Origin of the sequence: Streptomyces spinoverrucosus (assembly GCF_015712165.1) — a bacterium.
Taxonomy (GTDB): domain Bacteria; phylum Actinomycetota; class Actinomycetes; order Streptomycetales; family Streptomycetaceae; genus Streptomyces; species Streptomyces spinoverrucosus_A.
In genome coordinates this window covers 966,415-986,051 of sequence record NZ_JADPZX010000001.1, presented here as the reverse complement: position 1 = coordinate 986,051, position 19,637 = coordinate 966,415, and the positions used below count along the sequence as shown (strand labels likewise).

General features: G+C 69.8%; 17 protein-coding genes and 2 pseudogenes. 6 read left to right on the top strand and 13 right to left on the bottom strand.

The annotated features are described in order from the left end of the window. Positions 1-17 precede the first annotated feature (17 nt). The 3 genes from I2W78_RS04555 to I2W78_RS04545 all read left to right on the top strand — a co-directional run bounded on the left by I2W78_RS04555 (position 18) and on the right by I2W78_RS04545 (position 2,888). Complete coding sequence (locus I2W78_RS04555; protein WP_307783597.1) at positions 18-1,382, top strand: GH1 family beta-glucosidase; 1,365 nt, start codon at positions 18-20, stop codon at positions 1,380-1,382. A gap of 242 nt (positions 1,383-1,624) precedes the next feature. Then, positions 1,625-2,251: a hypothetical protein gene (locus tag I2W78_RS04550; RefSeq protein WP_196457175.1), complete on the top strand. Its 627-nt coding sequence runs from the start codon at positions 1,625-1,627 to the stop codon at positions 2,249-2,251. 187 nt (positions 2,252-2,438) lie between these two features. Further along, positions 2,439-2,888, top strand: coding sequence for a Fic family protein (locus tag I2W78_RS04545; protein ID WP_307783596.1), 450 nt, complete (start codon positions 2,439-2,441; stop codon positions 2,886-2,888). Between the two features lie 405 nt (positions 2,889-3,293). Here I2W78_RS04545 and I2W78_RS04540 read toward each other — a convergent pair. The 7 genes and pseudogenes from I2W78_RS04540 to I2W78_RS04510 all read right to left on the bottom strand — a co-directional run. Beyond that, a pseudogene (locus tag I2W78_RS04540) lies at positions 3,294-4,163 on the bottom strand (RNA repair domain-containing protein); the annotation flags it as partial. A gap of 482 nt (positions 4,164-4,645) precedes the next feature. Next, positions 4,646-6,808 carry a UvrD-helicase domain-containing protein gene (locus I2W78_RS04535; protein ID WP_196457170.1) on the bottom strand — a complete coding sequence of 721 codons (2,163 nt, stop codon included), beginning with the start codon at positions 6,806-6,808 and terminating at the stop codon, positions 4,646-4,648. Between the two features lie 49 nt (positions 6,809-6,857). Further along, complete coding sequence (locus tag I2W78_RS04530; protein ID WP_230885851.1) at positions 6,858-8,402, bottom strand: serine/threonine-protein kinase; 1,545 nt, start codon at positions 8,400-8,402, stop codon at positions 6,858-6,860. A 369-nt stretch (positions 8,403-8,771) separates the two neighbouring features. Continuing rightward, positions 8,772-9,485 carry a restriction endonuclease gene (locus tag I2W78_RS04525; protein WP_196457166.1) on the bottom strand — a complete coding sequence of 238 codons (714 nt, stop codon included), beginning with the start codon at positions 9,483-9,485 and terminating at the stop codon, positions 8,772-8,774. A gap of 43 nt (positions 9,486-9,528) precedes the next feature. Next, positions 9,529-10,207: pseudogene (locus tag I2W78_RS41580) on the bottom strand (restriction endonuclease). Then, positions 10,207-10,419, bottom strand: a complete 213-nt coding sequence (locus I2W78_RS04515; protein WP_196457164.1) for a hypothetical protein — start codon at positions 10,417-10,419, stop codon at positions 10,207-10,209. The pseudogene I2W78_RS41580 and the gene I2W78_RS04515 overlap by 1 nt, the downstream one beginning before the upstream one ends. Before the next feature lie 476 nt (positions 10,420-10,895). Further along, a complete protein-coding gene (locus tag I2W78_RS04510; RefSeq protein ID WP_196457162.1) occupies positions 10,896-11,306 on the bottom strand; it encodes a MerR family transcriptional regulator in 411 nt (136 codons plus the stop codon). Between the two features lie 397 nt (positions 11,307-11,703). On the opposite strand from I2W78_RS04510, the gene I2W78_RS04505 reads away from it, so the two are divergent. The 3 genes from I2W78_RS04505 (at position 11,704) to I2W78_RS04495 (ending at position 13,834) form a co-directional block, all read left to right on the top strand. Continuing rightward, positions 11,704-13,212 (top strand): SulP family inorganic anion transporter, encoded by a 1,509-nt coding sequence (locus I2W78_RS04505; RefSeq protein WP_196457160.1) that lies wholly within the window; start codon positions 11,704-11,706, stop codon positions 13,210-13,212. 131 nt (positions 13,213-13,343) lie between these two features. Continuing rightward, positions 13,344-13,508 (top strand): hypothetical protein, encoded by a 165-nt coding sequence (locus tag I2W78_RS04500; RefSeq protein WP_196457158.1) that lies wholly within the window; start codon positions 13,344-13,346, stop codon positions 13,506-13,508. A gap of 29 nt (positions 13,509-13,537) precedes the next feature. Then, a complete protein-coding gene (locus I2W78_RS04495) occupies positions 13,538-13,834 on the top strand; it encodes a hypothetical protein (protein WP_196457156.1) in 297 nt (98 codons plus the stop codon). Positions 13,835-14,209: 375 nt separating this feature from the next. Here the strand turns inward: I2W78_RS04495 and I2W78_RS04490 are convergent, their stop codons facing one another. From I2W78_RS04490 to I2W78_RS04465, 6 genes are all read right to left on the bottom strand, one after another. Then, a complete protein-coding gene (locus tag I2W78_RS04490; protein ID WP_196457154.1) occupies positions 14,210-15,073 on the bottom strand; it encodes a cytochrome c biogenesis CcdA family protein in 864 nt (287 codons plus the stop codon). A gap of 13 nt (positions 15,074-15,086) precedes the next feature. After that, positions 15,087-15,671, bottom strand: coding sequence for a redoxin family protein (locus I2W78_RS04485; RefSeq protein WP_196457152.1), 585 nt, complete (start codon positions 15,669-15,671; stop codon positions 15,087-15,089). Between the two features lie 88 nt (positions 15,672-15,759). Beyond that, complete coding sequence (locus tag I2W78_RS04480) at positions 15,760-16,476, bottom strand: Crp/Fnr family transcriptional regulator (protein WP_230885324.1); 717 nt, start codon at positions 16,474-16,476, stop codon at positions 15,760-15,762. Positions 16,477-16,661: 185 nt separating this feature from the next. Further along, the gene (locus tag I2W78_RS04475) at positions 16,662-17,147 is read right to left on the bottom strand and encodes a hypothetical protein (protein WP_196457148.1); all 486 of its coding nucleotides are present in this window, start codon (positions 17,145-17,147) and stop codon (positions 16,662-16,664) included. Positions 17,148-17,261: 114 nt separating this feature from the next. Then, the gene (locus I2W78_RS04470) at positions 17,262-18,053 is read right to left on the bottom strand and encodes a class I SAM-dependent methyltransferase (RefSeq protein ID WP_196457146.1); all 792 of its coding nucleotides are present in this window, start codon (positions 18,051-18,053) and stop codon (positions 17,262-17,264) included. After that, positions 18,050-19,618 (bottom strand): radical SAM protein, encoded by a 1,569-nt coding sequence (locus I2W78_RS04465; protein WP_196457145.1) that lies wholly within the window; start codon positions 19,616-19,618, stop codon positions 18,050-18,052. The genes I2W78_RS04470 and I2W78_RS04465 overlap by 4 nt, the downstream gene beginning before the upstream one ends. Between the last annotated feature and the right edge of the window lie 19 nt (positions 19,619-19,637).

Below are 19,637 nucleotides of genomic sequence, written 5' to 3'. Positions count from 1 at the left end.
CCTTCGAAGGGACTTCCGTGTCCGAACGCATCGACCTCGCCGCACTCCCGCACGACTTCCTGTGGGGCACCGCCACAGCGGCGTACCAGATCGAGGGAGCCGTGGCGGAGGACGGCCGTGCACCGTCGATCTGGGACACCTTCGCGCACACCCCCGGCAAGATCGACAACGACGACCACGGCGACGTCGCCTGCGACCACTACCACCGCTGGCGCGAGGACATCGACCTGATGCGCCAACTGGGCACGAACGCCTACCGGTTGTCGATCGCATGGCCGAGGGTCGTACCGGGCGGGGACGGCCCGGCGAACCCCAAAGGCCTCGACTTCTACGACGAGCTGATCGACGGTCTGCTCGCGGCGGGCATCACCCCCTCCGTCACCCTCTACCACTGGGACCTGCCGCAGGCGCTCCAGGACCGGGGCGGCTGGCCCGAGCGGACCACCGCCGAACACTTCGCGGCGTACGCCTCCATCGTCGCGGAACGCCTGGGCGACCGCGTCAGCCACTGGGCCACCCTCAACGAGCCCCTGTGCTCGGCGTGGATCGGCCACCTGGAAGGCAAGATGGCCCCCGGCCTCACCGACCTGACGGCCGCCGTCCGGGCCTCGTACCACCTGCTGCTGGGCCACGGGCTCGCTGCGCAGGCGATCCGCGCGGCCAGTGCGGGCGCGCAGGTCGGCATCGTCAACAACCTCTCGACGATCCACGCCGCGTCGGACCGCGCGGAGGACGTGGCGGCGGCCCGCCGTATGGACGGCCACACCAACCGCTGGTGGCTGGACCCGGTGCACGGCCGCGGCTTCCCGGCGGACATGCGCGAGGTGTACGGCGTCGACCTCCCGGAGCAGCCGGGCGACCTGGCGGTCATCGGGGGCGAGCTGGACTGGTTCGGCCTGAACTACTACTTCCCGCAGACGGTCGCCGACGACCCCACCGCCCCGGCCCCGCACGTCCGCACCGTCCGCCGCCCCGGCGTCCCGCGCACCGGCATGGACTGGGAGGTCGACGCGAGCGGCATCGAGGCGCTGCTGCTGCGCCTGACCTCCGAATACGGCGTGCGCAAGCTGTACGTCACGGAGAACGGCTCCGCCTATCCGGACGTCGTCCGCCCGGACGGGACGATCGACGACCCGGAGCGCCAGGCCTATCTGGAACAGCACCTGGCGGCGTGCGCGTCGGCGGCCCGCAAGGGCGCCCCGCTGGCGGGGTACTTCGCCTGGTCGCTGCTGGACAACTTCGAGTGGGCGTACGGCTACGCCAAGCGGTTCGGGCTGGTCCATGTCGACTACGCCACCCAGGTCCGCACGATCAAGGGTTCCGGCCACCGGTACGCGGAGATCGTCCGCGATCACCGGGGCCGGGTACGCAAGGCCGCCTAAGGGCCCGACGGGCCGTACGACCCCGTGGTGGGCGCGGATCGGGGAGTCCGCGTCCACCACGGCTGCTCGCGTTTGCGCTGGGAGGTGGCGTTCCAGCAATCTGGAGGACCTCCCCGACCGGGTCGTGCCGGTCGTGCCGTCCTCCTGACAGGGCGAGGGGAGGCCAGCGAGGTCTTCGTCGACAAAACGCAGACGCACCGATGCCAGGAGTAGCCATCAGTTCCGATTGGTACCCCACGTCGATGACGTGGCAGGACGTCGACCCCACCACCCATCCGTTCAATCCCGCCAAGGCACTCGATGTGGTGCGTGACGTGGTGTCCTCGCAGGACCCCGAGTCGGGACGACCACGGGGGCTGTGGTCAACCAATTCGATTGCCAGCGGCCTTGCCGAGTACTACGGCTCCTGGGCCTTCGGTTGGTACCACGCGGTGGAGGAATCCCCCTATTCCGGGGCGATCATCAGAGATCTTCCAGTCAGCGGTCTCGGCGCCCACGACCTGGAGCAGCAGGCGCAGCGGTACACCAGCGCACTGCTCCAATGGCGCGCGTGGCTGGAGGAACTCGCCGCCTTCTTCGCGCAGTTCGCTCCGGGTCCGGACACCGACGAGGAAGAGGTACGGCGGCTGCGCGAGCGTGCTGTCGCGCCTCTCGTGACGCTTGTCGTCGAGCGCACCGGGGCCGGTGAACTGTGGCGTGGTGCGTGCGCGCAGGCGCTCGCGTGGTACCTGGAGTCGACCGGCATGTCCGCCGGGGAAGCGGAGGACTTGGCGGACGAAGTGGTGGACTCCGCGTTCGAGAGCTGGGTCGCCCCCGATGAGGAGGCGGTCAGCCGTGCCAGGGAGAGCATGGGAAAGCGCGGTGCGTGACGATCTCCAGAACTGGCTCGGGGTACGCTCGCAGATCGCGTGGGAGCAGGCGTCCGAGGAACTGGTCGGCCCCATCCGGGGCCGGTGCGACGGGATCGACGTGGCCGCAGGCGCTCGCGACGAGCCGGGTGATACGGCACGTGGAGAACGCTTGCGGGCAGCTTGGCGATCGGTCCGGGAGGACGCCGTGGCCAAGCGCTCCCTCGGCTTCGATCTCATGGCCGGGTGGCAGAAGCTGGTCCTCGGCCGTCCGGACGTCTCGTTCCGGACTCTCCCTGCCTTCTCCAAGGGGGGACGCGAACGGTACGGCCTGCATGCCGGTACCCGTGAGCGGTTCGAGGAATGCCTGGCGCAGGCCAAGGCCGCCGGTACGGACGTCCCTCTTCCCGCCCGCGCCGCCCGCGCCTACCTGGATGTGTGCTTCTTTCACCCGTTCGACGACGGCAACGGGCGCGCGGCCCTGCTCACGATGGCGTTTGTCCTGGCACGCGAGGACGTGTTCCTGGACGAGGTCGGCCCGGTGCAAGTACCGAGGTATGCGGATGATCCGGTGGGCGCACTCTCATTGGCCCGCCTGATCCACATCCTGGCCACGGCAACGGCACACCGCCGCCAGGTACGCACCCCGTACCCGTGAAGGACACAGAGACACCGGATAGCGCCGCCGGGCGCCGGCGTTCGTTGTACCAAGACCTCGTTTGAGACGTCCTGGGTGTCACGTGCCGAGCCGGTCGGCAGGGTGCTGCTGCAGGCGATGATGCTGGCCGGCCGCGTCATCGAGACCGACCAGGGTCAACGGCCCACCGGCTTTCCCGAGGGAGTCATGTGGAGGTGGCTTCGGGGCGCGTCGAACACGTTGGGCTTGCCGGTGCTGTTCTTGCCCGCGATGCACGTGAACGGTCCGAGTCGACGGCGGCCCTCCCGTACGACGCGGGCGGGGGCGCCACTCAGGCGGCCCTTTGCCTCACCTGTCGGTGATCACGGAGAGCCAGGCCGTGTCCTCGGCGCCCGGCGCACCGGGGCCTGGGTCGGGCAGCCGGCGCATCTCGCCCGTGCCGAGAGCGACCGTTGCCCGCGGCCGCATCGGCCCGTCGCCCCTGCGCGAGAGCAGGACGAGCTCCCAGACCGTCGCCGTCATGGGGTCGAGCCGCGCGGCACAGTCGGCGGCGACCCGCTGCGCATCCCGGGCCCGGCCCAGGGACAGATGCGGTGTGAAGCCCTTGGCGCGGGCACGACAGCGTGGGAACCGTTGCAGCAGAGCGCGGTACATACCCGCCCACGGCGTCGCCCCGGCCGCCGCAGGGTCCAGCCACACGGTGAAGTACGCCCGGTGCCGGAAGGTGCGCACCCCGTCCAGCCTGGCCGTGAAGACCGGAGTCTCGGTCGCCGCCGCGGCCAGCAGTGGGGCCGCCTGCTCGAAGTCGGACTCGGGCACGAAGCCGAAGAGCAGATTGACGTGCGGCGGCCAGCGGCGGATCTGCGGATCGTGATCTCGACGGATGTCCTGGATCGGCGGCCACAGCTCCGCGGGCGGAATCCAGGCCACCGCCGTGCGGGCCGTCGGGGATACGTCCAGGACGCCGGCGGGCTCGCTCCTGCCGGGCCTTGGGTCCGCTTCCACACTGAAATGGTCTGATTCGCGCCGGTGCTCCGGGGGGAGCGCATCACCCCGCACTCGGCCGGCGTCCGACGTGTCTATGCAGTCCACACCCGTGGCCCGGTCCCAGACCACCTCACCGTCTGCCTCGATGAACACCACCCTGTGCCAGGGGATGTCGCCTCCGGGCACGAAGGAAGGCAGCGGGATGCGCTTGGGGGCGTCCCCGCGCTGGCTGATCCCCAGCACGAAACGGGTCGGGTCGAAGCGCGGGTCCCAGAGGACCTGGTGATAGATCTCGTCGCTGGTCCGCATCACGCCTCCTCTCCCTCCAGGATGCGGCCGTTCATGTCCCCGACGGTCGCGTCGGGGCACCCGAGCTGAACGAAAAGCAGCTGCGCAAGGCCCTGGCGATGTACCGCGACCTGGCGATCGACCGGCATGAGACGTTGATCCTCCGGGAGCGCATCAAGGGCCTGTCGAGCAACCTGTCCGCCTACGACGCCCAGCACGGCCCTGGCTGAGAGCCTGGGCGTGCCGATGATCACCAGTGATGCCAGGATCGGCAAGAGTGGCGCAGAGCGCTGTGAGATCGAGACATTCGGGGCATATCCCTGACGATCGTGTCATCCGCTCCCAGGAGTCGGCTTGTGATCCGGCTCTGGGCGCTACTGCTCGTCGCCGTCCGCCTCGGCGGCGTAATTGATCACCAGGGCTGCTTCCGGAGGCGTAGGTGGTGGTGCAGTCGGGGGCGGGGCACTGTCCCTGGCTGGATGATGCGGCGAGGGTGGTCTTGATTACGCAGACGCTTCGTTGACGCCCGCCTCCACCAGGAACGGGCTGCGCTTGCCGGACCAGGAGACATAGAGGCTGTCGCGCGCCCTGGTGCAGGCCACGAACAGCAGGCAGCGTTCGGCCATCATGTCCGTCTCGTGCTGTTTGGGGTCCACGTCGGGCGGCGTCACCGCTTTGGGGAACGGCAGTGCCTCCTCGGTGACGCCGATGACGGCGACGCAACGGAACTCGAGCCCCTTGAACGAGTGCATGGTCCCGACCCGCACGGTCGTCGCTTCGCCCTCGGCGTCCGCGGCACGCAGCGGTGTGGCGGGGACGCCGAGGGCCTTCAGATGCGCCACCGCCTTCGCGCACGTCTTGTTGAACCGGGTGCTGACCCCGATCTCCCCGGCGCCGACGCCCGCGTCCATCCACGCCCGTACCTGGGTGACGAGCGCGTCCAGTTCGGCCTCCTCGGTCGCCGCGGCGTGCACGGCGGGGCCGTCGCCGTGGAGGGCGGAGCGGTATCCGAGCAGGGTGTCGTTGCGGTTCTCGTCCTCCAGCTGGGCGATGGGGCGGCCGACGAGCAGCGCCGTGGACCAGCGCAGGATTTCCTGGGTGCTGCGGTAGTTCTTGCGGAGCTTCACCGACCGCCCGGTCACTTTGATCCCGAGCGACTTCAGGGACACCTTCGAGTCGTAGATGCGCTGATGCGGGTCGCCCGCGATGAACAGGTCGTCCGGGCGGGCGGGAACGGCCGCGCGCAGCAGACGCCACTGCGCCGGGTGCAGGTCCTGCGCCTCGTCCACCACGACATGCCGGTACTCCGGGCCCTTCTCCTCCAGGAGCCGGGCCGCCTCCGAGCACGTTTGCAGCCAGGTGCGTACCCCGTCCTCTGCCAGTCCGGCCGTGAACCGCTCCACCGTTTCCCACACCAGGGGCCGCTCGGCCTGGGGCAGCTGGCTCCCGCGGCCACGCCGGTCCGCCGCCTCGTACTCGGCCAGGGCCCTGATGTCCTGGGCGAGGATGACGTGCCGGTACTCCTGCGCCAGGAACTGCGCGCTGCCGGTGAAGCCCGTCGCCTTGGCGGCCTTCGCCCAGCGGCTCTCCTCCTCGTTGTTCATCAGCGGCCGCAGGGCCACCGCGCCCGGCGCCTCGGCGACGACCCGGCTCGCGAAGCCGTCCACCGTCGAGATGTGCACCCGCTCGCGCAGCTCCGGGTCCTCCACCAGGGACTCCAGTCCCGAACGGAGCGCGTAGACGAGGGCGTTGGTGTAGGTGGTGAGGAGGATGCGGTCGCCGTCGCGCAGGTGCCCGAGCAGGTGCTTGACCCGATGCAGGGCGACGACGGTCTTGCCGGTGCCAGGCCCGCCCGTGACCTGCGCGGGACCCGAGTACGACGCCCGGTAGGCCACCTTGCGCTGACAGGGATGCAGGAAGACCCGCCAGGCCGCGAAGGGCTTCTCCAGGATGTCCTGCAGTTCCTCGGAGGCCGTGACCAACGCGATGCGCGCCCGACTGTGCCGGATCGCAGTCTCGTAGTCCTGCCTGTCCACGGGCTGCGCCGACGCCTGCAGCGCGGGCGCCACGATGTCCTGCCAGACCTCCTCCACCGTGCAGCCCGCGGCGAGGTACTGCAGTACCTCCCGCTGGTCCTGGGGCAGCAGTGGTGCGAAGACCTCCAGTTGTTCCTGGTCGACCAGCGACCGGGCCTGTCGTAGCGTCTCGTCGTCGATGCCGAGCGCCTTCAAGTCCCCGTCGGAGAACTTCGCGAAGAGCCGCTCCTTCGGCGAGGCCTGAGCCACCCGCTCGTACGCCGGCGTGATCTCGTCCAGGGTCGCCGCGTCCCGGATCTCGACGGCCCGGGTCACCTCGTTGATGCTGGACTTCTGCTTCTTCGCCCACGCGATGGCCTTGTCGTGCTGCATGACCCGCAACAGGACGAAGGTGTCCCCGGAGGGCGGGGCCAGAACCACACCGCGCCAGAACTGGTCGATGCGGATGGTCCGTATCTGCTTGTCCTTCGCGTTCGTCAGGCTCTCCAGCTTCAGCCCCGGGTCCTTGAAGAGCTGATCGAGAGTGAGCCGGTTGAACTTCTCCCAGGCGTCGAGAACGCCCTTCCTGACCGGCGGCTGGAGCTTGGGGAGTTCGGCGAAGAAGCCGATGTCGAAGGCGAGCTGCGGCATGCGTGGATCCTAGTGTCCGGTCGGGCGTCGGTGCGGGCGAACAAGCAGGTCAGGGCGAGGAAGGCGGGACGTCACCGTCGAGATCCAGCCGGATCACGGCCAGGGTCTCGGCCACCTCGGTGGTAAGTTCGTCGTCAGGGCCGAACACCAGACACAGATCCGCGTGCAGCGGGTCCAGGACGTCGAAGGCGTCCGCCGCCCGCCCCTGCGCGAGCAGCAGCATGCCGATGTCGCGGCGCAGTTCCACGGCGTTCTCGCTCACGTCGCCGTCGACGGAACGGACGGCATCGAGGACGTGGTGCAGCCCCGCCAGCGCCTCGGTCACCTGCCCCAGTTCCCCGCGGCAGCGGGCCGCCTGCGCCCGGCTGTCCAGCGCCTCCTCGCTGCTCGGGCCGCTCACGCGCGCGTAGGCGTCGGCGAGCGCCTCGAACTCCGGCAGCGCGGCCCGGTGGTCACCCGCCAGCTGACGGCTGACCGCCCGGCGCATCCGCAGCCCGAGGACCGCCTTGCTCTCCGAGCCGAGAGCACGCGCGGCCGGCTCGATCATCTCGCCCGCCACCTCGGCGGCCTGCGCGTACCGCTCCTCCTCCAGCAGGGCGCGGTAGTGGGCGTGCACGTCGAGGATCTGCTCCCTCAGTGCCTCCCGCTCGGCCGCGGGGACGGCAGGTGGTGCGTCCGGCCCGGCGGGGGATGCGGCGGGCCGCGCGCTCGCGGAACCGGCGCGCGAGCGGGGCGCATAGGGGCGGCGGAAGATCCCGGTCGGATCCGGCACCCCGGCGGGCCCCGCCTCCTCCGGTACGGACTCCTCGCCGGTCACCGGCAGGAACGGCCGCAACCGCTCGTACACCTCCTGCACGTCCGCCGGACGCGCCTCGGGCGCCTTGCGGAGCAGGTGCAGGACGAGTTCCTCCAGCGCCGCCGGTACGTCGGCACGCAGCTGCCGCAGCGGCGTCGGTGCCGCGTTGACGTGCTGCATCATCAGCTGCCACTCGCTGTCCCCGCCGAACAGCGGCCGTCCGCAGAGCAGTTCGTGCAGCACGCAGCCCAGCGCGTACAGATCGGTGCGCGGCGTGACCCGTCCGCCACGCACCTGTTCCGGCGCCATGTACTGGTGCGTCCCGATCGGACTGCCCGTCACGGTCAGCTTGGTGACGTCCGTCCGCAGGATCGCCGCGATGCCGAAGTCCAGCACCTTCACCGTGCCGTCGCGAGCGACGAGGATGTTGCCCGGCTTCAGGTCACGGTGGACGACGGGCACGTCGTGCGCGTACGACAGCACGGTCGCGACCTGCGCGGCCACCGCCACCGCCCAGTTGAGGGGCAGGGGCTGGTCCGGGTGCACGTACGCGGTCAGCGGCACGCCGTCGACCAGCTCCATCACCAGGAACAGCTGCTCGTACGACTCGTCCAGATCGGCGTCGTACACCTGCGGCACGCCCGGGTGCTGGATCCGCGCGGTGATCCGTGCCTCGCGTTTGAACCGCTTCTCAAGTTCTTGCGCCAGGTGCGGTGACGTGACGGCCTGCGGGCGGATGAGCTTCACGGCGACCGGCCGGTCCAGTACGGCGTCGTAGCCGCGCCACACGTCCCCCATGCCGCCGTGGCTGAACTGCTCCAGCAGCTCGCAGCGTCCCGCGATCCGCCGTGGTTCCGGCACCTGGCCCCCGCCCCGTCGAGTGTCCGAAAGGTCTTCGATGTGGTTGGGGATCAGTCTCGTGGGTGGGTTTTCGTGAGTCCAGCCGGGGCGCGCGTGTACTACGTCATCAGGACAGGCCGGTGAGCAGGTTTGTCTCCGCAGAGACCGTGTCCCCCGCAGGCCGTGTCGCTTTACTCGGCGGTCGACGACGTCGGACGTGTCGGGTTGCGGTAGCGCATCGTGTTGCCATCCCTGTCCGGTCCTATGAGGAAGGACACACTACCGCTGGGGTGGATGGCCAAGCCTTCCAGCTTGCTGGACCAGCAGTCACTGCGTTGTGCTCTGGATGCCGAGGACGTCGTACAGATGCTGGCCGTGGGCCCATTCCTTCAGCTCGGAACGGCCCATGAGGAAGAGCTGGTGGTGCTGGGCGAACTTGATGACCGGTTCGGTGAAGCCATTGAGGGCGATCATGATCGGGAGGTCGGCTCCATGGTGCGGGCGGGCTGTGCCGTTGAACTTCTGCACGTGGCCTGACCCGACCGGGTTGGCGTACTGCTTGCACTGGATGATCAGCAGGCGGCCTTCCTGGTCGTTGGCGGTGACGTCGACTCCGAGGTCACCGGCGCCGCCGACCCGGCGGGGACCCAGGAACCCGTCACGGGCGAGGAGATCGGTGCATGCCTGCTCGAACCCCGTGGCGCTCATCGAGGAGAGCTGCTTCATCTTGAAAGTCAGCACGTCCGGGTCGGGATCACCGTCTGATGGTGCGACGAACGCGTCGTCCGGGCCGACGTAGTTGTGGGTGCCGAAGAAGAACGACAGGAGCTTGCCGGCCAGTAGGAGCACGGCCAGTGCACCGACCGCGATCAGCCCGGACCACCACGGGTGATCTGCGATCAGGTTCCACAGGTCTACGGTGATCCACCGGCTGACGTCTTCGGTGAGCCACTGCCACAGCATCTTGCCGACGGCCAGCGCGAGGACCGCGTACAGCAGGAACTTCAACGTTGGGTCGAGTGACCCGTCTTCGTCGAACACCACACCCCCAGATGTGTCGGACGGCGGTCAGTGAGCCGGTTGGTCAGGCCGCGCGCTTGAATCGGCTCGCGCGGGAGCGCGGGGGTAACCCGAGGAGTTCATGCAGGGCGGCGCCGCTTTCGGCCCAGCGCCGGAGCTTTTCCCCGTCGACCCAATGGACACCGTGCCGGTCGCCCCACGCCTTGGCGTCGCGGGTGAAGGACCCGTTGGTGACGACGACTGCGTGATCGGCTTTATGGGCCGGGCCGGCGGTCCCTTTCACTGCGTACATCACCGACGACCCCACCTTCCCGCCGACGCGAGTGTGCTTGGCCTGTACGACGATGCGACATCGGTGGCGATGGTCGCCCATGACGTCGGCGGCCTGGTCACCGCCACCGCCCACGCGGCGGGCCGGCCAGCCGTCGCGGACCAGGAGGTCTCGTAACGCGTGCTCGAACTGCCGGTCGTCCATGGAGTCAAGCTCGGCCAGGGCGATCCGCAACGTGGCCAGCCGTTCGGCATCGCGTCGGTGCCGACGCGATGCCCACGATCCGGCAGGCCCCAAGAGCGGACGCCAGGAGGGCGACGGCCACTACGAACGGCCACACGTCCTCGAGCGCTGCGGCGGTCGCAGCGGCCATCCGGATGGCCAGCACTACGACGGCCAGGGCCACGACCAGCGCCGAGATGGTCTCTGCGGCGCCGCGCGGGCGGCGCACCTGCCACCGCTTGCGCGTCATCAGCGGCTGGCCGGAGTGGAGGCGGCGGGCTGCGGAGCTGCGGGCGGCGTCGTGGAGGCCGCCTCGCCGAACCCGAACACCTGCCCCCATAACCAGACGCCGGCCAGTAGGCCGGCGATCATCCAGCCGCTCATCCGCTTCGCGCTGCGCGGCTTCGGGTTACGGCGGATGTGTCCGTGCACGTAATGGAACCCGTCCGGAATGTTCGGCATGCTGTTCCCTCCCGTCGGTGAGCCACTGGCGCGGCTCGTCCCTCAGATTGGTGTAGCAGCGGCCACTGACAGGAATTGATGGATCATCACGGTGCTGACCTTGGCCAGACCGCCATCAAGCCACGTGTGTCACTCGGCCTCCCGGCCCGCGGGTCTCGGAGCCTGAGCTGCTGACCTCGACGGACAGGCTCCTCAGCTGCTCTGCCGTCCGCGCCGCAGTGGCTCGAACCCTACGAGCTGCAGCAGCCTAGGTGGCGCTCACCTGCGGAAATGCTCCTGGACTCGCGAGACAGGAGTCCTGGGAGTGAATGGCAAAAAGCTGCGGGAGCGCACACCTTGCCGCAAATGCGCCTGTGCCACCCCTGAGCCGCTTCTTCGCGGTGCCCACGTGCGGCTTCGGAGGGGGCTGCCGTGGCTGGACTCCGCCGTCGAGACCGAAGGCAGGGGCAAGGGCGGGTTCTGTCGGCGCCCGGCGATCAGGTACGGGCCGACTGGCTCTCGGGCAGCCGTGCGCGGAGCGTGGCGGCGAAGTCCTCGGCGCGGGCGAGTTGGATCCGCAGCTTCTCTACCTGCTCGGCTGCGGCCTTCTCGTACTCGCGCACGCGTTCCAGAAGCGCCTCGCGCTCGTCCGGGCCGGGCTCACCGCCGGCGTCGAGGCGGTCGGTGGCGTCCAGCAGGTCGCGCATCTGGTCCAGGGTGAAGCCGAGCGGCTTCATCCGGCGGATGACCATGAGGCGGGCGACGTCATTCTCGGTGTAGAGGCGGAAGCCCCCCTGAGAGCGTGCGGAGGGGACGACCAACCCGGTCTCCTCGTAGTGCCGGATGGTGCGCAGGGACAGCTCGGTGCGCGCGGCGACCTCGCCGATCTGCATGTGCTTGCCGTCCACGTCCCCGCTCCTGGCCTTATCCGTCACAGCGGTCGCCCCGGCCGGGACCCGCCAATGCCTACTCTAACGTTAGGGTAGAGTTGCTGATGGTGGAGCGGCGCACCGCTGCTCCACCAGTTGTCGTGTCGGGGCCGATGCCGCCCCCGGCGAAGTTCTGATTCTTGCAGGAGAGACGCGTGCGCGAGCCCATGACGCCCGGCGCCGCCGCCTGCCCGCCGTGACGCTTCGCCCCCGAATGTGAGCCTGGCGACCTCGCGCCTGCCTGCTCCGTTCCCTCTGGTCTTCCGGCTCCGCGCTGACGGGGCCGTCCGCGGGGTGCCGGCCCGGCCCCTCCGCGTCCTCCCGCACGCCCCTGGCTGCCGCAGGGTGTGCCCGAGCACGACAGGTTCCTGAACTCTTGTCTTCCGCTACCGCTGTTTCCCAGGCCGCGCGCCTGCGCGGCCTGAAGCCCGACTGGCTGACCGATCCGAAGGTCTGGCGCACCGAGGTCCTCGCGGGCCTGGTCGTCGCCCTGGCGCTGATCCCCGAGGCGATCTCCTTCTCGATCATCGCCGGCGTCGATCCTGCGGTCGGTCTGTTCGCCTCCTTCACCATGGCCGTCGTCATCTCCGTCGTCGGCGGACGCCGAGCGATGATCTCTGCCGCCACTGGGGCCATCGCCCTCGTCGTCGCCCCGCTCAACCGAGAGCACGGCCTGGGATACCTGGTTGCCGCGGTCATCCTGGCCGGCGTCTTCCAGGTCATCCTGGGCGCACTCGGGGTGGCGAAGCTGATGCGGTTCATCCCCCGCAGCGTGATGGTCGGTTTCGTCAACGCCCTCGCCATCCTGATCTTCATGGCCCAGGTCCCCGAGATGACCGACGTGCCCTGGGCGGTGTATCCGCTGATCATCGGCGGTCTGGCGCTGATGGTGTTCTTCCCGAAGATCACCACGGTGATCCCCGCCCCGCTCGTGTCCATCGTCATCCTGACCGTCATCACCGTCGGTGCGGCCATCGCGGTACCGACGGTGGGCGACAAGGGCGCCCTGCCGTCCTCCCTGCCCGTGCCGGGTCTGCCCGACGTGCCGTTCACGATGGACACCCTCACGACGATCGCCCCGTACGCGTTCGCGATGGCGCTGGTCGGCCTGATGGAGTCGCTGATGACCGCGAAGCTGGTCGACGACATCACCGACACCCACTCGAACAAGACCCGCGAGTCCATCGGCCAGGGCATCGCCAACATCGTCACTGGCTTCTTCGGCGGCATGGGCGGCTGCGCCATGATCGGCCAGACGATGATCAACGTGAAGGTCTCCGGCGCCCGCACCCGCCTGTCGACCTTCCTGGCGGGCGTCTTCCTGATGGTGCTGTGCATCGTGTTCGGCCCGGTCGTCTCCGACATCCCCATGGCCGCCCTGGTCGCCGTCATGATCATGGTGTCGTTCGCGACCTTCGACTGGCACTCGATCCAGCCCAAGACGCTCAAGCGGATGCCCGCAGGCGAGATCGCCGTCATGGTGATCACCGTCGCGTGTGTCGTGGCCACCCACAACCTTGCCGTCGGCGTCGTCGCCGGCTCGATCACGGCCATGGTCATCTTCGCCAAGCGCGTCGCCCACCTCGCCGAAGTCACCGCCGTGGTCGACCCCGACGGCATGACAGTCGTGTACCGGGTCACCGGCGAGCTGTTCTTCGCCTCCTCCAACGACCTGGTGGGCCAGTTCGACTACGCGGGCGATCCGGACAAGGTCGTCATCGACCTGTCTGCCGCACACATCTGGGACGCCTCCTCCGTCGCCGCCCTCGACGCCATCGAGACCAAATACGCCCAGCGCGGCAAGACCGTGGAGATCACCGGCCTGAACGACCCCAGTGCCCACCTGCACGGCAAGCTCAGCGGCGAACTCGCCGCCAGCCACTGACCGCCACCGAGTCCAGCAGTCACCGGCCTCCTGCCCCACGGCGGGAGGCTGATGGCAGTCTCGGGACCCTAACGGCACCCGCCGCCCCTGACCACCGTTCGAGTTCACCCGATCCGAAGGGAAGAAGCAGCGTGTCCGAACACCGCATCGGGACCGTCCTGGCGACTGCAGGAGCGGTGCTGTCCCTGTCAGGGGCGGCCATGTACGTCCTGCCCGGCCCTGGCCTGCCCGTCCTGGTCACCGGGCTTGCCGCCCTGACCACCGGACTCGTCATGACCGCCGCCACCCGCCGCTGAACCACCCGCACAGGAAGACCACGACGCCCGTGATCTGGCACTGGACCGGACTTGCCGTCTGCTCCCTCACCCTGCTCCCGGCCGCGCTGGCCCTGATCACCGGGCGCGTGCCGCAACGCCTGCACTCCCGGCTCGCCCCGATGCGCCCGCGCGGGTGGGCCCTGCTGGCCCTCTACATGGCCGCGCCGCTCAACGCGGTGCCGCGGCTGGCCGGCGCCTCACCCGGGCTCATCATGGCCGCGACCACCGTCGCCGGAGTCCTGGCCGTCACGGGATCGTTGGTTGCGGCCGTCGCGGCGCACCGGGCCTTGAGGGCCACCGGGTGAGCGGGGCGACGCGCCGACGGCGCGCGATCGCCTCCGTCGTCCTGTGGTGGGGTGGGCTCACGCTGCTGCTGTGGCTGGGGAGCCGGGCCGCAGACCAGCCCACGGACCTTGCGCGGTGCGCGGCATCGGCGGTGCTGCTGGTCGCGGTGGGAGAGGCCGGCGACTGGCTGCGCCGCCGGTGGCGTGCGTACCGCCGGAGTCGGTCAACGCGCCTGCCACCCGCATGACGGTCCGGCAGCCGGAGCCGAGACGGGAGGAGCCGGGCCGGTCAGAGGCGACTGGATCTGGTTTTCCCAGCACGTCCGGCATGAGGGTCGCCAGCATGGCCTCTGCGGCAGGGAGGGAGGAGATCCTCCTCGTGTCCGGGGCCTTTGATCATGGTTGGAAGCCGGTGTGCCGGCTCGTGCGCTTGCGTCGCCGGATGACAAGTGTGGCGAGCAGCAGGAGCGCGAAGATTGCGGCGATCGCGGCGGGTCCCGCGGTGTCCAGGGTGTCGGCAACGGTTCGCTGGATGCTGGCCGCCGTGTCGATGACGGGGTCGGTGGTGGTGGGGTTGCGCAGGGCGCGTATCTCGTACCAGCCGTAGTAGGCGACGTAGGCGCCGACCAGGAGGAGCAGGCCGCCGCCGAGCCGGGGGGCGATCGCGCCGAGGCGGCGCAGGCGAGTGACGGCGGTGGTGCGGGTGAGGGCGACGGTCAGGGACGCGGCGCCGACGATCAGGCCCATCCCGGCGGCGTAGGCGGCGAACAGGGCGATGCCTTCGCCGGTGGAGCCGCTGCGGAAGGCGGAGACGACGATGGCGAGGAACGGGGCGATGGTGCAGCCGAGGGAGGCGGTGGCGTACGCCGCGCCGAACAGCGCCATGGAAGGCAGGGAACGGGTCACCTTCGGTGCGCGCCGGAGTTTCGGGGCCATGCTGGGCAGTTGCCGGCCCGCGAGCAGCCAGGCTCCGGCGGCGGCTAGCAGCAGGCCGAAGGCGATGGTGAACCAGGGCAGGTGCTGCTGGACCTGCCCGGCGACGGGCTGGATGGCGAGGCCGAAGACGGCGAAGAGGGCAGCGAAACCGGCGGTCATGGCGGTGGTGGCGGCCAGGGCACGGCCGACGGCGACGGTGCGGCTGGGGGTGTCGTCGCCGAGGACGAGCAGGGAGAGGTAGGCGGGGAGCAGGGCGAAGCCGCACGGGTTGACGGCGGCGAGCATGCCGGCGCCGAGCGCGAGTGCGAGGGGGAGGTCGGCCATGGCGGTGTCGTGCTCAGCCGGTGAGTCCGGCGACCTTGTCGGCGAGCCCCTTGCCGCCAGGCAGGACGCCTTCGTAGACGGTCTTGCCGGTCTTGTCGAGGATCACGTAGTGGCTCTGCTGGGTGACCTCGAACCGCTTCCACACCTCACCGTTCTCGTCGGACACGTGGGGGAAGGAGCCGGTGCCCGTGTCGGCGACGAAGTCGCGCATGGCGGCGTTCTTGTCGAGGCCGGCGACGCCGACGACGTTCACCTTGCCCGCGTTGTCGGCGGCGACCTTCGCGGTCTCGGCTGCCTGCCCCTTGCAGGTGGGGCACCACGGCGCCCAGAACCACAGCACCGTCGGCTTGCCCGCGAGCATCTTCGCGTCGAACGGCTTGCCGTCCACGGTGGTTGCGGAGAAGTTCAGCACCTTCGGCACCTGCGCCCCCTCCGCCCCGCTGCCGTTCGAGGCCGCCGGCTGAGCGGGGGATGACGCCTCCGACGTGGGGGCAGCACCCGCGCCGCTGCCGGACGTGGAGCCTTCGCCGGATCCGCATGCCGTGAGGGTGAGGAGGGCAGCGGCCAGGGTGGCCGGGAGGAGGGTGCGGGCGCGCAACGAGGACTCCTGTGGGTCGGTGGTGGTGGCGAAAGTAGTTGCTGGGAGCTCGGGCGGGCAGCGGATCGCTGCTTACGGTTCGGTGACGTCAGCCCGCGGCGTCCTTGAGCCGTTCGGGGTCGAGGACGGTGATGCGTCCGCGGGCCAGGCGGAGCAGGCCGTGGTCGGCGTAGTCGCGCAGGACCTTGGTGCAGGTCTCGCGGGAGGTGCCGGCGAGCGCGGCGAGCTGTTCGTGGGTCAGAGCGATCTGCGGGTGGCGTCCGACCGGCCGCAGGGGTCCGGCCGGGGGCTGGGCACTGGTGAGGGTGGTCAGCGTGGTGGCGATGCGCTGGGCGACGGTCTTGAAGACGCTGTCGGACAGCCGCTGTTCGAGGTCGGCGAGTCGGCGGCCGAGGATCGCGGTGATCCGGGCGGCGATCCGGGCGTCCGAGAGCAGGAACTTGTGGACGTCCGTGCGGCTCATGACGCAGACGACGGTGTCGTCGAGGGCTTCGGCGTAGTTGTCGTACATGTGCTGCCCGAGCAGGACCATCTCGCCGAAGATGGTGCCCGGAGAGATGATCGCGGTCGTCAGCGCGCGGCCGTCGGCGGAGACCCTGAAGACGCGGACCCGGCCCTTCTTGAGGATGAAGAGCACCTCGGAGGGCTGGGTGGGCGAGTAGAGGATCTCGCCCGCGTGGTAGGTCTTCATTGGTGCCGCGGCGGCGATGGCTTCCATCTCCGCTTCGTTCAGGTCGCAGAAGATGTCGACCTCGGCCAGGCACCAGGTCCGCTCGGCGTCGTCGTCCGATGTGGCGTGGTTCATGTGGTGCGTTTCCTCGCGTCGTCCCGGGGCCCATGGTGGAGGTGCGGCGCCCCATGCCGGGCTGGCCAGCGCCTCTGCGTTGTTGGCCAGACAGTAGGGCACTGCCGCGCCGTCGATGGTTATGCGGCGTGGCGCCGCACCCGGTGGGGCGGTGGGGCCGGGTGGTGACGCGGGAGCTTCGCGGTTCATCGGCGGGCCGGGCTGGTGTGCTTGCCCATCGTTTGGGCGATGGACGCGAAGGTGGCGCCGGCGAGGAGGCCGAAGACGAGGTGGGCGCCGAGGCTGGAGGCGGTGACGTCGTTCCACTCGAAGACGGGCATGCCCATGTTGGCGGGCATGATCCACAGCGCGCCGAGAGTCCACCACACCGCGCCGTAGGCGAGGCCGAGGACGACGGCGGGGGCGATGCGCTGGGCGAACTGCCCCAGTACCACGCCGAAGGTGGTGCCGGCGAAGGTGGCGATCCCGAGGTGGATCAGCCAGCCGGCGAAGGCGTTGGTGGAGCCGAGGAGCCCGGCGACCATGGTGATCATGGCGGTGTCCATCATCGGTCGGGACACCGACATCCAGATGCCCATCCCGATGCCGCCGACGAGCCCGGCCGCGGCACCCCACATCGCGTACATCGGGATCGCGGCTGTCTTCGGGGATGCCTGCACGGTGGTGGCCATGGTGATCGTCCTCCCTGTTGCGGTGACTTCCGTTCTCGTCGCTGACGCTAGGACGCAGGGCACATGCAGGTATGTGAGGGCGCTTACGTACCCGGCGGTAGATCGCCGGGTACGTCAGGGTGCTGACTTCACGGCGGTCAGCAGGGCGTAGCCGAGTACGCCGTCGGTGACGGCGGCGCGGGCCGCGTCCAGGATGCCCGGGGCCGCGGTCAGGTCGACGCCGGCGTCGGCGAGCCGGGCCGGGGCGGTGATGCGGAGCAGGTCCAGGCGGGCCTGGACCTGGTCGATCATGCGGATCATCGCCTCGTCGTGGCGTTCAGTGGTGAGGGTGCGCAGCCCGGCAGCGGCGAGGACCTTGGCGTAGTCGTCGAGCGGGCGGGCGTCGGCGATGCAGGCGATGCGGGCGGTCAGCCCGCGCAGTTCGGGCGGGAGGCGGTCGGTGTCGGCGGTGACGTCGGTGATGCCGAGGCGTCCGCCGGGTTTCAGGACGCGGGCGACTTCGGCTGCGGCCCTGGGCTTGTCGGGGAAGGTGCACAGCGCGCACTCGGACACCACCGCGTCGAAGACCTCGTTGTCGTAGGGCAGGTGCTCGGCGTCGCCGGTGGTGAAGGCGGCCCGGTCGGCCAGCCCTGCGGCTTCGGCGGCTCCCTGGGCGAGGGCGGTGTTGGCGGGCGCGTAGTCGATGCCGTCCGCTCGCACCCCGTAAGCGCCGGCGAGCAGGAGCGCGGTGGTGCCGCGGCCCGAGGCGACGTCGAGGACCCGCCCGCCGGGAGTGAGCGCGAGCCGGTCGGCGAGGCGGCGGGTCAGGGCGATGCCGCCGGGGTGGTAGGAGTCCCCGAGCAGTAGCGCGACGATGTCCTTGGAGTACGCGTCCGCGCAGCAGGACTTGATCTCCTCGTGGTTCACGGCCGGCGCTCCTCGCTCTGGGTGCGGGTGGTCTTCGAGCCGTACGGGGTCGTCGTCAGCCGGCCCGCGAGGGGCAGCGCGTTCGGGGCGACCGGGGCGACGGGGACACCGGACATCTGCTCGCGGACCTGTTCGCGGTAGCCGACGGAGTTGTACGCGCAGAAGGGGATCAGGCGTCCGTCGGGGGTGATCTCCTCGACGCAGCACTTCATCAGCTGCTTGACGTTGAGGGTGTAGGGGTCCTGGAAGTCCTGCACGACGATCATGAACGCCTTGTCGTTCAGCTGCTTGACGGTCTCGGGCAGGTCGATGCCGCAGGCGTCCGCGCAGTCCAGGGCCTCGGCGGTCGCACGGAGCTTGTCCTCGGTCGTCTCGGTCCCCATGAACGCGGAGGCCGACCACAGTTTCTCCAGGGCCTCGCGGATGCCGGCGTCGGGCATGACGCGGTTGGTGACGTAGTCGAGGTAGTCCTCCACGTTCAGCAGCCGCGGGATGGGCACGACGGTGCGGTTGCCCGGTTCGCCGTCCACCAGGAGGTAGGTGATGGAGCGGCAGGTGGGGAAGCAGCACGGTACGGGGAAGAAGTCGCCCTTCTGGAACCAGTCGGGCCGTTGTTCGTTGATCAGCCGGATGACGTCCGGGTTGGTGAGCCGGTTCAGCGGGTCGAACTCCACGTGCCGGCCGGAGTGGGTGACCGGCTGGAAGGCGACGGACCGTACGGCTGGGTGGTCGATGCCGTACTCGATGATCGCCCCGAGCTCGTGCTCGTTCAGGCCCCGCTCGATGGCCGCGACGAGGGTGACGGTCAGCCCGACTTGCGCGCAGTTGTCCAGGGCCCGTTGCTTGAACGTGCGCAGGTCCCGGCCCCGGATCTCCAGATGGGTGCGCTCGTCGAAGCCGTCGAACTGGAGATAGACGTTCACCGAGTGGCCCGGCACCTGGTTGCGTTTGCCGATTTCGGCGACGAAGTTCTTGTCGGTGGCCAGGCGGATGCCGTTGGTGTTGAGGTTGACGTTCTTGATCGGCCGGGCCTGGGCGAGGTCGATGAAGTCGAGGATGTGCTTGTGGATGGTGGGCTCGCCTCCGGAGAACATCACCACCTCCGCCTCGCCCTCGGAGGCGACGAAGGCGTCGAGCATCCGCTCGCACTGCTCATGGGTGATGGAGTAGCCGTCGCTCTGGTGCCCGGAGTCGGCGAAGCAGATCGGGCAGTCCAGGTTGCAGCCGGTGTTGACCTCGATGATGCCCAGGCAGGCGTGCTGCTTGTGCTCCGGGCACAGGCCGCAGTCGAGCGGGCAGCCGTCCTTCACCTCGGTCTGGAACGTCAGGGGGATCGTGCCGGGCTTGTTGAAGCGCGCCGAGGACAGGTACTCCTCCGCGTCCCCGTACACCAGCGCCTCGAACTCGCCGTGGTCGCGGCAGCGTTTGCGCAGGTACACCTTGTCCGCGCGGATGTTGACCTGCGCGTCGATGGGTGTCTTGCACAGCGGACAGATGGACTTGGTGAACTCCACGAACACCTCGTCCCGGTCCGCCTTGCGCCTCGGCGCCGGTGTCTGCGTCATCGTAGAACTCCCTCTTCCC